This is a genomic window from Enterococcus sp. LJL128, assembly GCF_056924295.1.
In genome coordinates, this window is the sequence record NZ_JBXPBP010000001.1 from 126,501 (window position 1) to 141,038 (window position 14,538).

General features: G+C 39.6%; 9 protein-coding genes. 3 read left to right on the forward strand and 6 right to left on the reverse strand.

What is annotated here, in order from left to right:
* Positions 1-3: 3 nt before the first annotated feature.
* The 5 genes from pheS to lepB all read right to left on the reverse strand — a co-directional run bounded on the left by pheS (position 4) and on the right by lepB (position 10,305).
* Positions 4-1,050: a phenylalanine--tRNA ligase subunit alpha gene (gene pheS, locus AC1Z3K_RS00640; protein ID WP_461731491.1), complete on the reverse strand. Its 1,047-nt coding sequence runs from the start codon at positions 1,048-1,050 to the stop codon at positions 4-6.
* A 370-nt stretch (positions 1,051-1,420) separates the two neighbouring features.
* Positions 1,421-1,765 (reverse strand): winged helix-turn-helix transcriptional regulator, encoded by a 345-nt coding sequence (locus AC1Z3K_RS00645; protein ID WP_426082986.1) that lies wholly within the window; start codon positions 1,763-1,765, stop codon positions 1,421-1,423.
* 66 nt (positions 1,766-1,831) lie between these two features.
* Positions 1,832-5,629 carry a helicase-exonuclease AddAB subunit AddA gene (gene addA, locus AC1Z3K_RS00650; RefSeq protein WP_461731492.1) on the reverse strand — a complete coding sequence of 1,266 codons (3,798 nt, stop codon included), beginning with the start codon at positions 5,627-5,629 and terminating at the stop codon, positions 1,832-1,834.
* Positions 5,622-9,191, reverse strand: a complete 3,570-nt coding sequence (locus AC1Z3K_RS00655; protein WP_461731493.1) for a PD-(D/E)XK nuclease family protein — start codon at positions 9,189-9,191, stop codon at positions 5,622-5,624. The genes addA and AC1Z3K_RS00655 overlap by 8 nt, the downstream gene beginning before the upstream one ends.
* 571 nt (positions 9,192-9,762) lie before the next feature.
* On the reverse strand, positions 9,763-10,305 hold the full coding sequence (gene lepB, locus AC1Z3K_RS00660) for a signal peptidase I (protein WP_426083020.1): 543 nt from the start codon (positions 10,303-10,305) through the stop codon (positions 9,763-9,765).
* 402 nt (positions 10,306-10,707) lie between these two features.
* Here lepB and AC1Z3K_RS00665 point away from each other — a divergent pair, with 402 nt between their 5' ends.
* Together AC1Z3K_RS00665 and AC1Z3K_RS00670 are read left to right on the forward strand one after the other, a co-directional pair.
* Positions 10,708-11,298 carry a hypothetical protein gene (locus tag AC1Z3K_RS00665; protein WP_426082980.1) on the forward strand — a complete coding sequence of 197 codons (591 nt, stop codon included), beginning with the start codon at positions 10,708-10,710 and terminating at the stop codon, positions 11,296-11,298.
* Positions 11,299-11,461: 163 nt separating this feature from the next.
* A complete protein-coding gene (locus AC1Z3K_RS00670; RefSeq protein WP_461731494.1) occupies positions 11,462-12,061 on the forward strand; it encodes a hypothetical protein in 600 nt (199 codons plus the stop codon).
* Between the two features lie 154 nt (positions 12,062-12,215).
* Here AC1Z3K_RS00670 and AC1Z3K_RS00675 read toward each other — a convergent pair whose 3' ends face one another.
* On the reverse strand, positions 12,216-12,983 hold the full coding sequence (locus AC1Z3K_RS00675) for a MurR/RpiR family transcriptional regulator (RefSeq protein WP_426082977.1): 768 nt from the start codon (positions 12,981-12,983) through the stop codon (positions 12,216-12,218).
* A 167-nt stretch (positions 12,984-13,150) separates the two neighbouring features.
* Between AC1Z3K_RS00675 and AC1Z3K_RS00680 the strand changes: the two genes are divergently transcribed.
* Positions 13,151-14,533 (forward strand): glycoside hydrolase family 1 protein, encoded by a 1,383-nt coding sequence (locus AC1Z3K_RS00680; RefSeq protein WP_426082975.1) that lies wholly within the window; start codon positions 13,151-13,153, stop codon positions 14,531-14,533.
* Positions 14,534-14,538: the final 5 nt, after the last annotated feature.

The following is a 14,538-nucleotide window of genomic DNA, read 5'->3' on the forward strand; positions in this document are numbered from 1 at the left end:
TTTCTACTCCTTTTCCTTGAATTGATTTAAAAAGCGCAAATCATTCTGATAGAAACTGCGGATATCATTCACACCATAACGCAGCATCGCTACCCGATCTGGTCCTAAGCCGAAAGCAAACCCGGAATATTCCTGAGGATCGATTCCTGACATCTCCAAAACGTTGGGATGAACCATACCAGCCCCCAGAATTTCAATCCAGCCAGTATGCTTACAAACATTACAGCCCTCGCCGCCGCATTTGAAGCAGCTTACATCCACCTCTACAGAAGGCTCTGTAAACGGAAAGTAGCTTGGACGTAGACGGATCGTTCGATCTTCACCAAACATTTTTCGAATGACAACTTCTAATGTCCCCTTTAAATCGCCCATTGTAATATTCTTATCAATTACTAAACCTTCAATTTGATGGAATTGATGGCTATGTGTTGCATCATCTGTATCCCGGCGGAAAACCTTCCCTGGCGAAATCATTCGCAGAGCGCCTTTAGAAAAATCATGTTTTTCCATAGTCCGTGCCTGAACAGGAGAGGTATGGGTACGAATTAAAATTTCATCTGAAATGTAAAAGGTGTCCTGCATATCTCTGGCCGGATGATCCTTCGGCAGGTTCATTCGTTCAAAATTATAGTGATCGGATTCTACCTCATACCCTTCAACAATCTGATAACCCATTCCAATAAAAATATCTTCAATTTCTTCCATAATTTGAGATAGAACGTGTCTGCCTCCACGGGTAGTTTGTGTTCCCGGAAGCGTCACGTCAATCGTTTCTTGTGCCAATGCCTCGTTCATTGCTGCTTCTTCAAGAACTGCTTTCCGTTCTTCAACCGCTTCACTCAGTAAATCTCTAATTTCGTTGGCAAAGCTTCCAACAACTGGACGCTCTTCCTGAGATAAATCCTTCATTCCTCGCAGGACTTCAGTAATCGGTCCTTTCTTTCCAAGTGTTTCTACTCGGATTTGATTCAGTTCTTTTAAATCACTGCTTTGACTAATTTTCAGCAATGTTTCATCCTTCAACACTTCTAGTTGTGTCTTTAATGACATAATATTCTTCCTTTCCCTTTTATATTCAGCCGCTGCTTGTTTCTTTATCAAGACGGATAACAGCTAGAAATCCTTGCTAAAATTGGTAAAAATAAAAAGAGCTCGTTCCTTAAAAAAGGAACGAGCTCTCGTGGTACCATCCTCATTCACAACAAAAATATGCTGTGCACTCTATTTTTTAACGGTTTCTGCCGGTTAAGTCAATCAAGACAAAACAAACTCCGGAAGTGAAATGTTCATTTTTCGATTTCGTGATCTGCTTTCAGTCTATGACAAATCTTCCCTTTTACGAATCAACCAAACTACTTGCTTCCATCAGCGTTCTTTATTATTTAATTGACTATCAGTTTACAAGAAAATTTTCAATTGGTCAACTGCATTCTTCATCAGTGACCCATTTTTCTGCCCAAACCTGCAGCTGCTTCATCGACTTCTCCAAATCTTCACCCTTGTCCGTCAGAAAATATTCTAATCTTCCAGAATCATCACAGCGAGCAGCTTTACTGACAATCTGTTCACGTTCCAGCTCTCTCAATCGTTCAACAAGCAGGCGGTCACTCAGCATCGGGATCTTATTTTTCAGTTCACCAAAACGTTGAGGTCCATTTTCCAGCAAAACATCAATGATTAAACCGTTCCATTTCTTTCCTAAAATCCCAAAAGCCTTCTCGAATTTAGGACATAAAGAAAAGCTGGTTGTTTTTACTTGCTCCATTTTTCCTCACCTCATGAAAAGAGTATAGCACAGAACTTACTATTTGTAAGTTCATCTGCTTTTCTTTTATTCAAAAGCTTCTATCTTAGTTACTTGTCTACTTAGTAAATCAATAATTACTCCACCGTTCAACAGAACCATATAAACATGACTAACTGGCTTATTCGTAGATAATTCAAGCGCTTGCTGGTACATCCTTAGCTGTCCTTGATAGCGCTGCAGCATCCGGTTAAGCTCTGCAGCATCATCTGCCTTTTTGATGTAATCTGTTTTGTAGTCAAAAAGAATACAGCGGTCATCCAGCTCCAGATAGCCATCGATGATTCCGTGAACAAGCAAATCATCCGCTGTCTGCTCAGGGTAATCCTTAATGACATCCTCGGCTTTCATCAACATCGAAAAGGGCTGCTCTCTTTTTACCTTATCCGGATGAGCCAGCAGGAGCTTTCCAAGCTCTGAGTGAAAGAAGCTTACCATTTGGGAAATATCTATCCGCTGACCAATTTGTTCTGTGATTAGGCCCTGTTCTATTAGTCTTTTCAACAGCTGCTCTAAGGTTGCTCTTTCAGGTGTTTCAGTTAAATCAATCAGCTGCAGTAGATAATGAGTAGCCGTTCCTACATCCGCCGCTGACGGCTGTTGAATCTCTTCCATGAACCGAGGTCTACTGAACTCCTCTGTTGTCAATCGGTTAACAATTCGTTCATTCATTTTTGCCTGCTGTTCTGAAATATCCAGCTTACCAATCGATTTTTCATCAGGATCTTCAAACAGCCGCTTAATTTCAGACACAGACTGATAATTGGTTGTCTGGGTTGAGATAGCATATGGATAATTGTAGTTTAGACGTTTTAATCCTCTTGTCAGCAACACTTGATTATCTTTGCCGGAGACTGACTTCTCTACAGGCATCTTCTCAAAACTTTGAAGCTTGGAAAATGCTTCCTGTATCATTGGTTCATCCATAAAAGAAACGGTAAACCGGCCAGAGTGTTCCCTAATTTCTTTCAATGAAGCAGTTGAGAAAAATGGGTTTTGACCATCAACATGGCGAACAAGCGTCATACCAATCCAGTTCATCAAACTGCTCTTACTTTGAAGCCGATTCTCCTGAGGCAGAACTAGAGTGGCAACATCTTTGACCTTTCCCCATTCTTTCCAAGCAGCTTCCTGATCGTTATAAGACCCCACAAGAAAAAGTTTTTGTTCAGCTCGCGTCAATGCTACATATAGTTTACGCATTTCTTCTGACAACAGCTTATTCATTTTTATCTGCTTCAGTGCAAGAAACGGCAGTGTATCGTATAAGGTTCGTGTATCTGCTTCGAGGAAGCGAATACCTGCGCCTAATCGATCATCAAATATATAACGTTCTTTCAAATCAGACAAATTAAACTCCTTTGTCATATCTAAAACAAAAACAACAGGGAACTCCAACCCTTTACTAGCATGGATAGTCATTACCCGCACAGCATTTTCATCTTCTAAAATAACAGGCTCCGCTAAATCTTTATCTTTCTCCTGCATTTTTTCGATGAAACGTATAAATTGAAATAGCCCACGAAAACTGGTTTTTTCGTAATTGGCTGCCCGGTCAACTAAGGCATAGAGATTCGCCTGCCGCTGTTTTCCAGCCGGCATTCCTCCTGCATAATCTAGATAAGCTGTATCTTCAAATATTTTCCAGATAAGCTCAGATAGATGGGTTCTGCGGGCCATTTCCCGCCAGACATCCAGATTTTCAGCAAATAGACGTGTTTTCTCTGCAAGCTCTCGTTCTTCTGACGTAGCCCCATGACGCTTGTTGAAAGCGAGAAAGGCCTCGTAATACAACCCTTCCTTCTGAGCCAGCCGTACTTTAATCAGCTCCTGCTCTTTCAAACCAACAATTGGCGAACGCAGGACAGCAGCCAATGGGATATCCTGATAAGGATTATCAATCAGCTGCAACAGTGCAACCATTGTGCGAATCTCAGTAGCCTGAAAATAGTTTTGAGCGTCATTAACCTGCAGCGGGATGCCGGCAGATTTGAAAATCTCTAAAATTGTTAAGTTATTCTTTTTTGTTGGCGTTAGCAAAACAATATCCCGATAAGTAACTGCCCGGTTTTCCTTAAGCTTTTTATCATAAATCTGGAACCCTTGATCGACTAATTCACGAATCTTCAAGGCAGTCATGTGAAGCTCGCCTTCTGTTTTATCTTCAATCATAAAGTCTTCGGAAAGAAAAGCAGATGCTTTTTCTTCAGTCGCTTCTTTTTTCTTTTCATAAATCAGCAATTCCGTATTATAGTTTCCTTCTTCAGAAAATTGCTGAAAACCGTTGACTAGCTGTGCATCTTCATCATAAGCAATTTGTCCAACCTGTTCATCCATAAGCTGTTCAAAGACTAAATTAGTAAAATCCAGTACATTTGCCCGAGAACGGAAATTTTCAGCAAGTACAATTCGTTTACCACCGTCTTGTTTGCCGTAATTAACATACTTTTCAATAAAAAGACTTGGATCAGCAAGTCGAAAAGAATAAATGGACTGCTTTACATCCCCCACCATGAAAAGATTTCCCTGCTCAGCATCCGCGCGATACAGCCAATAAAGGATACTTTCCTGCAGCCGGTTGATATCCTGATACTCATCAACTAACACCTCATCAAATTTACTTCGATAATAAACTGAAGCCTCGGTCGGCTGCCATTCTCCATCGTACTTGTTAGCTAAAATCCTCAAGGTAAAATGCTCTAAATCATTAAAATCTACTAGTCCTTTACGCAGTTTTTCCGTACTATAGGCTGACATAAAACCTGCGCCGACCTCCGCCATTTTCTTAACGACTTCCGCAGATTGATCCATTACTTGCTTCATTCTTTCTGGTGATAGAGTGAACAGCGAAGCCACCAGCTCTTTTATTGTTTTTTTGTTTGTTTCTCTTAATTGTTTAATTTCTTCTACAATTTCTTTTAATTCAGCGACTCTAACAGTCGGAAACCGGTCAAAGGCTAGGGCTTCCGTCAGCTGATAAGCAGCTTCTAATTGATTCTCTTCCAGATACCCAACAAACTGCTCTACCCAATTTTTTTCTTTTTGAGCTAGTTCTGTAATTTTTTCCAGTTTTTCCTGCCCAGCAGATAGTTCGTACATTTGCTCATATCTTACGCTGGTCAACAGCATGCTCTCCACAGCCTTAGGCTTCAAGGTTTCCTGATACAGAGGAGATTCGCCGATATCCTCTGCTACTTGGTAAACACTGGGAAGTTTCTTTAACCATTCCTCCGGATCTGGATTAGCTTTAGCAAATTCATAGAGAGAAAAAATAAGTTTAGTTAGACCATCGTCTGTTCGGTCATTGGAAAAATTGCTGGTCAAACGATAAAATGATTCATCATCCGCTGTATATAATGACTCTCTCAGCTCATCCCATACGTCCTCCTTCAGCAAAAGCATCTCTGTTTCATCTGTTAATAGACGAAACACCGGATCCATATCGATTAAGTAATAAAACCTACGGATAACAGACAAGCAAAAGGAATGAAGGGTACTGATAGCAGCCGTCGGCAGTAAAGAAATCTGCTTGATAAAATGCTGCTTTCGCTCTGAATCTGTTTCCTGATTCATTGCTTTTTGCAGTTCAGTTTGGATCCGCTCCTTCATTTCCTTTGCCGCCGCTTCCGTATAAGTAACAACTAGCAGACGGTCGATATCTGTCCCAGCTTTAATCTTTTCAATCACCCGCCGGACAAGCACTGTGGTTTTTCCAGAACCAGCAGAAGCAGAGACTAGGATGTTTTCATCCCCGTCAAAAACTGCCTGCCACTGATTATCCGTAAACTGTTCGTTTTCTGAACGTAAAGGAATCATTTTACTCATCCCTCAGTCCCTCCTTTCCTACTTCATTTTTCATGCGATCAATGATTTCCTGTCTGTTCATCGTTTCTATTCGATGGTAATTGTTCTCCTTCAGCATCACATCAAAGCTGCAGACACTGCGAAACGGACAATACTTACAAGCTATTCTTTCCTTCCCCTGATAGGCAGGATCCAAATTTACCTCGCCGCTAGTCATTTTATTGCCGGCTTCAACGAACTTCTCTCGATTGTGTGCCCGCAGCAAATCGAACTCCTCGTTTGTCACAAATTTTTCCTCTTGTCTTCTGCCAGGCTTAATCACTTCTTTAGCCGACTCTTCAATTGGAAAGATAAGCGAGCTCTGCTTTGGTTCAAGTGAACGGTCCAGATGCTCTAAAAGGTTTTGGTCATTCAGCAATAGACCATCAAATTGAAATTTTTTCAATATCTGATTATCCAGCTCATTGTTCCCATCAAAATTAAGAATTGGATTATGAACATGAAGATAAAGGGAACCAGCAGCTTTGGCTTCTTTACCCAATAAATCAACAGCGTCCATCAGAGCCACATCGAGATAAGTAAGCATCTGCATCGCTAAACCATAATACGCCTCAGTTAAATTAAACTTACGGTGACTGGATTTATAATCAATGACGCCCAAATAAGTTTCTCCATCAAGCTCCAGCTGATCAACACGGTCAATTTTCCCCCGCACACTAATACGACCATTATTCTGTAACGGAAGCTCTAAGCCGCGAATTCCTTTTTTACCTGCGAGCTGACCAAATAGAACCTCCGTTTGAACGGTTGAAAGTCCGCTGCGTTCTCCTTGCTTTTTCAATGCCCAGCCTACCTTTTTAATTGTCTGCTGCAGCTGATATCGAATAAAATTCATTCGATTTGAGGACGTCAGAATGTCAAATTTCCGATCACCTAAAACACTTGTCAGAACTTCTTCTGCTACCTCATTTAGCTCTCTATCTGTTAAATCAGAAATTTGCTGATTGTTTTTTATCAGCACCTTAAACAGCTGATCTAATGCTTCGTGAAAGAATTCTCCTGTTGCTGCCGGAGACAACCCAAATCGGTCTCTTTCTCTCAGCTTTAAACCATATCTGGAAAAGTACTGATATTGACAGCGATAAAAACTTTCAATTCTTGATACAGAAGTATGGATATGTTTTCCATAAACTTCTTCCGCCAGCTCAGCACCCAGATTTTCCGGTCTATTCGTGTGGCTAAGGCTTTCAAATATTCTAGCAGCTAAGGGAGCCAGCGGCTGATTGCTTAAAGAACGTTCAAGCATCTGCCAAAAACCTGAAAGTCCCAGCCGGTTCTCTGCTTTCTGCCGTTTTAGATTGGTTAAATCGCTAATTAGCGTGCGATAGGTACCCACATGGCTGAGACTGATTTCTTCGTCATCGGAAATCGCTAATGCATTTTTATAAATAGTATCAATCTTTAATCCTTTTTGAAGAATAGATAGGTAGGTTGTTGGTCGAACATCATGAGCTGTATCAATCATTCGCGGATAGGATAAATAGATTTTTTCAGTTCCAGACAGCAGCATAATATACGCCACATATGGTTCTCGGGCCAGCTTTTGCCGGGTATCCTGCATAAAGTATTTTCCATCAGCTAACGTTTCATTCATGCGACTTCGTTCTTCATCGGACAAAAGTGTCTTGTTTTCAATCTTTTTAGGAAAAACCTGATCAGTCAAACCAATGGCAAATGTAATCTTTCCTTGACCTGGATGGAGAGTATCAATATTTCTAATCTGTACCTGATCGATTGCTGTTGGAATTTTGCTGTAAGTCAGTCCCTCCAAACCGCTTGAGAAGATTTCCTGAAAAGCGGAGAATTCAAACGGCTCTTCTTTATAAATCATGACATATTCATCGATTAGCGTCATTAGTGCATCCCATGTTTGTTCATGGTTGCGGGCTTCTTCTAAAGCCCCATTGGCAATCGCCTGATTACGCCACCTCTTCATCTGTTCTTCTACACCGCAGTTGATTAGGAAGCGGTAAAACAGCAAACCAGCAGCTTCCCCTGTTTTCGTTTTTTCAAAAGCCTTAAAAAAATCAGGAAGCAAACTACGGACAGCATTTCTGACCTCATTTGATTCTTTTTCCAACGAATTAGTATCATCAGGCTTTTCTTCTTCATAGTTGTACTGGAGGAATGTCCAATCTTCTTTACGAGTCCAGCGGCTCCCCTCATATCCATAAGCCAATACAACATTTTCCGCGATATCAATTTTTCTACGCCAGTCATTGCGGAGCAATAACCAGTCTTCATCTGTTGAGGCTTGTGGGAAAAACAGCTCAGTCCGAAGAAACCGCAGAACATCCCTATAACGGTAATGGTAATTATATACAGCAAACAAGGATTGGATAAATTCAACTAAAGGATGCTGCTCCATAGACATATCTCTATCAATATAAAATGGAATATCATGAAGCTGCAGTGTTGGCTTCAAAATAGATGCGTAGGCTTCAAAGTCTCTAGTTACAAGCTGAATATCTTTAAAGCGGTACCCGTCCTCCACAACTAATCGCCGAATCTCTTTGGCAACGGCCCCCAACTCTTCTTTAGGTGTTTCTGCGCACCAAATCTCAATATCCTTTTCAGCTTTCAACCGTTTCTTTTCCTGACTGACACTTGTTTGGGCTTGCTGCCAATAAGCTGCACTTAGCTGAATTTCCTTCGACTGAACGAGTTCTCGACTGTTTTCAATATAGTCAGAAAGCACAGGTATCTGTAGCTCTCTTGCGGTTTGATAAAGCTGAAAATAGGTCGTTCCTGTACCAAAGAACAAATCTCCCGACTGTGGTTTTTCTCCTGGATAAGGCTTATCCAAAATCAAGGATGCTTTGAGCTCTGCTCCCTGCTTCATCAGCGTACGAATAAGCAGGTGTTCCTTAGCAGTGAAACGATCATAACCGCTAAGGATGAAAAGAACGTTACTTAAATCTTTCGTTTCTAAATAACTGGACAATACGCTTAGAAATTCAATATCCTCAATACCATGTTGCTCCAGCTGTTTTTCGAACGCTTCAAACAGGCAGCGGATGTCTGCAAGTTTTTGTTCAACATCCAAATCCTCAAAGGCTTGTTTGTCATTCAGAAATGTTTCTAAATCCATCAGTGCTACATTTCCATCCTGCATCTCCTGATACAAAGAAAACAACTGTTGAATAAAACCAGCTTTATTCACTTCTCCGCGAAAAACGGTTAACTGATCTTCCTTCTCAGATAAAATTTTTCTAAAAATCATTGCTGCACCCACGTCGGAAAGTATCTCCTGCTGATAATACTGCGTATGCTGAAGATAATACCAGGCTAAGCGCTGAAAACTAAAAACCTGTAAACGCATAGAGGCAGTCGTTCCTATTGGATGAGCCGATTTAGTTCTCATTTCTTTTAAGATAGCAACTTCTTTTTCAAACTTTATATGGTTGGGTACTATATAAAAAACTTCATTGTCCGGATGAACCGCCAACCATTCCAGCGCCTTATCGACTAAGGGGGCTTCAAGATTCTTTTCTCCGGTTCCACGAATAAACTGCAGCGACATTGTCCATTTCCCCCTCATTATTATGAAATCAGCTTCTATAAGCTCTACTCTTTATTTTAGCTTGTGATATAAAGTAACGCCCAAATACTTCTTTTACTAATTATCTGAATAAAAATCGGTATACATCAATACCCGATTGTTTTGAATAACTAAAAAATAATGCTTGGGACAATAAGCAGAATGTTCCTTAATGTTTGTCCAACAACTAGAAAGATGTAGTAGGCACCGAATAAATTACTCTCTCATTTCCTACTGATAAAAAGTCCTTCTTATTGCCGAAACACACCACAAAAACATCTGGATGTTACTCAGTACCTACTTGATGCACAAACGCCTGTACTTCTAACCTAGCACTTTTTTCACATATGAATCTGCGCTTATGGCGTTCTGCGTATCTATTTAGAGCCTCATTTAAAGTATACGCTTTTTCAGTTAAAATTGATAAAAATCATAAAAATTGGCTGGGACTTTAACCTGCCCCAGCCAAAAAAACTAATTTATTCATGATAAGCAGAATTATTCTCCAAACTATCAATCACTTCTCATTTCAAAGTATTTGCTGCCTGTCTGCTTAAATAGTTCCGAAGCGGTCAAACGGCCAAAGGACAAATTTTACATTGCCAAGTATATCTTTTTTATTTACGAAGCCAATCATTCGTCCATCCTTAGAGTTTCTTCGATTGTCTCCCATAACAAAATATTCCCCTTCCGGTACCTTTTCAGCATCGATTTGTTCAAGAGAAAAATCGTACGTCAACGGTCCGCCGTCAGTCAGTTCTGATTTAAACTTATCCAAATAAGGTTCCTTTACTTCTTCACCATTTACATACAACGTATCGTTTTTATACTCAATCGTTTCTCCTGGCAAACCGATAACTCGTTTTATATAAATCTTATTTGAGCTGTCAGGTGCCGGAAACGTCACAATATCAAAACGATCGATTCCTGTATTTTTCAAGGCGATGACCCGTTCACCATCAGCCAGTGTTGGATCCATTGAATGTCCTTTTACGACAACAGGGGTAAATACAAATTGCCTAAGCAGAAATAAAACTGCTGCAAGGCCTACAAAAAACGCAATGGTTTTTAACATCTCTTTTGATTTCAACATGATTCCTCCAAAAAACTTACTTTCTATAGTTTACCATATTCACTCTTTACTCACCAAACATATTATCTGTATTTATAAATAATTAAAGCTTCTTGTAAATTCTACACCATACGAACATAAAGTCAACTTATCAAATCCAATAGCTTGTTATATTTTATTATTTTTATCTATGAGAAAATAATAAAACAACTGTTTATTTAAGAAAGAAGCATGTTATAATAATATGAAGTTGAACACTGGCAGATACAACTCCTGTCCTTCATACAACTGATTTCTAATCATTATTCTAGAAATAAAACTGTTGTTTATTCCACAGTGTTACTTAGTAATTAGAAGTGATTGGATTGACTACACATTTCTGTAGTCAGCTTCAAAACGATTATTTTATAGAAATGAGGAGTTCAAATGAAAAAGGGTATAATTTTAAGTTTTGCAGCATTATGTGGGGTAATGCTTACTGGGTGCAGCCGGACGGATGATGCAAAAATAAATGCACTGGAAGAGCGGATTGAAAAGCTTGAGCAGAAAAGCAGCCGTTGGGATGATAATCTTCTTGTAGATGAGAGTGACGAAAGCAGCTCTGAAAGTGAGCCAGAAGAAAGCAGTACAGATGAAAGCAGTTCAAAGAGTTCTTCAAAAGAGTCTAGTTCAAGTACAGAATCATCGACTAAGGAAAGCTCCAACACAGCCTCCAAGAAATCTGCTGACGATGTTATTGTTTTAGACGTTGGTGAAACTGGCCAATTTTCTGGTGAAATTATTATCGGAGAAGATTTAGATGCAGGAGCTTATGACATTATTCCAGTCAGCAGCAGCAGCGATTCCTTTAAGCTTTATAAGGATGAAGCGGCTCGTGAAGAAGGGGATTACAAATTTGAATGGCTCTTCCCTGCTGACGAAGACGATCCAGAAGGCGACAGCTTGAAAAATTATGTTTTAAGAGAAGGCAATATTTTAGAAATTGATACGACGATGGAATTTACTAGAGTTCGTTAAGCATGATAGAACAGGCAGCAAATCAATCCGGACCTTCCTATTGATTTGCTGCTTTGTTTTTTACATAAATGATTAAGACTTTGAAAATTTCATTGTAAAAAGAGTGACGTAAAAAGAAACATTTGGTACACTAGAAGAAAATTCAACGACTGGAGAGGTCATCATGTTTATTTCATTTGGCCAGTATATCGGATTAATTATTTTAACCATTCTGATGATTGTGTTAATTATTTATCTGACGCTTACTGGAGGAAGAAAAGAAAAACAGGCGAAGCTGAGAGCAAAAATTGCCAATCGATTTGGTGAAACTTCAGCAGCTCCTTCTACCGAACAAAATTATGGCTACCCCTATAATGAACCAGCTGACTATGAATCAGTTCAGACACCTGAGTATACTAATCAGGATGCTTATTATACAAATTATCCAGAAGACAGCTATCAGGATTATCCAGAGAAGCAAAACTATTATGAACCGAATCAGACAACTGAAAATGACTATCAAAACAACTACTACAGCGATGATTACGGTCAGGAGGATAATTACACTGATTCTTCCTATGAAAATCAAAATCAGCCAGCTGATTATACTGAAGAAAATAGTCATAGTAGTGAGCACTATGACTCGTTTGCCAATTCCGAACAGTATCCGGATCACTCCTCCGATTACTATTCTCATCCTGAGAATCCTTCTGATAACTTGTACAATCAGCAAACACAATACTATGATTATAATGATGAAACAGAAGAAAGAGATGACCGGTAAATCGGTCATCTCTTTCTTTATTAGACTAGGGTAAAACAAGCTAAAATCCTGATAAAATCGCAAAGCTTGAAACAAGTGCAGGAATTCCATGATGCTATTTCAAGTTCTTTTAGCTAAAGAATAATCTGGGGAGATAGTCACCTGTTCTTTCTTTTTAAATATTTTTCTTCAAGCGCAGACGTTTGGCAATTTTTTCTATCAAAAATAAGGCTGGCAGCTGGGACGTCAACTCAATTGTTTTGTCATGATTATCACTTGTTTTATAGATAGTTTCCCGATTGATCCCATAAGGAATATTTAAATCCGACAGCCTGCCAATCGTTGAGCTATCACTATTGGTAATGGAGATAATCGGACATTTTTTTGTATTTAGCCGCTTAATATAGTGAATGATTTCCTTTGTTTCTCCAGTGACAGATAAAGCAATCACACAAGTATTCTGCAAAATATCATCAGGAAACCACTCAATGGGATAATTTGACGGGTCTTCAATCCGCAGAGCAGTCTGAGACAAATTAGTAAAATATAACGAACCGTACCCTGCAATCATTTCAGAAGAACCTGAACCTAAAAACAAAACTAATCCCTTATCAGACAACAACTCCACTGCCCGCTCAATCTTTCCCTGCAAAAAAGGTTCATTGACCCGTTCCAAAAAATGAATATACTGCCGTTCATCTACGTCAGCTACCTTTGCCTTATGAAGAGATTCTGTATAAAGCTGTAGCTTTACTTTAAACTCAGAAAAACCATTGCATTCAAATTTGTGACAAAAACGCTGGATACTGGCAGTGCTTGTATGGGTTTCTTCAGCTAAATCTCTAATCCGCATATAGGAAACTGTTTTCAAATTATTAGCAACGTAGTGATAAATTTCATATTCTAAAGGATTTAACTCCGGAATATAATCTAAAAATAACATCCCTCTATCTCCGTCCTTTCGGTCACAGGCTGTGACAGATTTGTCAAATATATCAAGAAAACGATAGATGTGACAACCCTATGAAAGCGTATAACATTGTGATTTTATGGTGGTATACTCCATTATAGATGGCGCGCATCAAATCTGCAATATACAGGAGGAACTATATGAATATAGAATTTCCCCCCACTTTTTTCTGGGGAGCAGCCAGTAGTGCCACACAGGCTGAAGGACGAGAAGCAAACGACGGTAAGGGCGAAAACATTTGGGACTACGCCTCAAAGGAATTCAACTTCCGTTTCTATGACGGCGTTACTACCGAGCATACCTCTTATTTTTACAGAGATTATCAGAAAGATATCCAAAAAATGAAAGACATTGGCTTTAACTCATTTAGAACCTCTATCTCATGGTCCAGACTTTTTCCTGAAGGTACAGGAGAAGTCAATCCAAAGGCTGTTGCCTTTTACAATCACATGATTGATGAAATGCTGTCGCAGGGAATTGAACCATTTATCAATCTCTATCATTTCGATATGCCTATGAAGCTTCAGGAAATCGGCGGTTTTGAAAACCGGCTGGTAATTGAAGCCTACAAAGCTTACGCTGAAACCTGTTTCCAGCTGTTTGGCGACCGTGTGAAGTACTGGTTTACCTTTAACGAGCCAATGATTCCGGCTGAAGCTGGTTATCTCCATGATCGGCATTATCCCTATATTGTTGACTTTAAGCGAGCAGCTACCGTTCTTCATCATATTGTTCTTGCTCATTGCGAAGCAGTCAATGTGTATCGAAAAATGGATTTGACAGGAAAGATTGGTATTATTATGGATGTGATTCCTGTTTACCCACGCAGTCAGAATCCTGCTGATTTACTGGCAGCGGAAATGGCAGACCTTTTTTATACCAAGAGTATTAATGATGCTATTTTAAAAGGGAAGTATCCGGAAAAGCTAAAAGAAGTATTAACCGCTTATGATCAGCTGCCGAATGTTACCAAGGAAGATCTTTCACTGATTGCAGCAACAACTATTGACTTGCTGGGAATTAATTATTATCGGCCGAGAAGAGTCAAAGCCAGAGAAAGTCTACCGAATCCCGATGGTGTTTTTTCTCCTGAGTGGTTTTTTGATAACTATGAAATGCCGGGACGCCGTATGAATACCTCCCGCGGGATTGAGATTTATCCAAAGGGAATCTATGATATTGCAAAAAAAATTCAAAATGAATACGGGAATATCGACTGGTTTGTTTCAGAAAATGGTATTGGCATTCAGGATGAAGAAGCTTTTATTGAGGATGGTGTTGTTCAGGATGATTACCGGATCAATTTTTTAAAGGAACACCTGACCTACCTCCATCAGGCAATGGCAGAAGGTGCCAACTGTTTAGGCTATCATATGTGGACCTTTGCTGACTGCTGGTCTTGGGGAAATGCTTATAAAAACCGCTATGGATTTTACCGTTTGGATTTAGAAACCGGAGAGAAAAACTGTAAAAAATCCGGCTATTGGTTTAAACAAGTGACTGAACAACATGGGTTTGATTAGAAAAG

Excerpts from the sequence above, each read along its gene's own strand:
- AC1Z3K_RS00645 (WP_426082986.1), bottom strand. The coding sequence starts at position 1,765 with ATGGAGCAAGTAAAAACAACCAGCTTTTCTTTATGTCCTAAATTCGAG.
- addA (WP_461731492.1), bottom strand. The coding sequence starts at position 5,629 with ATGAGTAAAATGATTCCTTTACGTTCAGAAAACGAACAGTTTACGGAT.
- AC1Z3K_RS00665 (WP_426082980.1), top strand. The coding sequence starts at position 10,708 with ATGAAAAAGGGTATAATTTTAAGTTTTGCAGCATTATGTGGGGTAATG.
- pheS (WP_461731491.1), bottom strand. The coding sequence starts at position 1,050 with ATGTCATTAAAGACACAACTAGAAGTGTTGAAGGATGAAACATTGCTG.
- AC1Z3K_RS00675 (WP_426082977.1), bottom strand. The coding sequence starts at position 12,983 with ATGTTATTTTTAGATTATATTCCGGAGTTAAATCCTTTAGAATATGAA.
- AC1Z3K_RS00655 (WP_461731493.1), bottom strand. The coding sequence starts at position 9,191 with ATGTCGCTGCAGTTTATTCGTGGAACCGGAGAAAAGAATCTTGAAGCC.
- AC1Z3K_RS00680 (WP_426082975.1), top strand. The coding sequence starts at position 13,151 with ATGAATATAGAATTTCCCCCCACTTTTTTCTGGGGAGCAGCCAGTAGT.
- AC1Z3K_RS00670 (WP_461731494.1), top strand. The coding sequence starts at position 11,462 with ATGTTTATTTCATTTGGCCAGTATATCGGATTAATTATTTTAACCATT.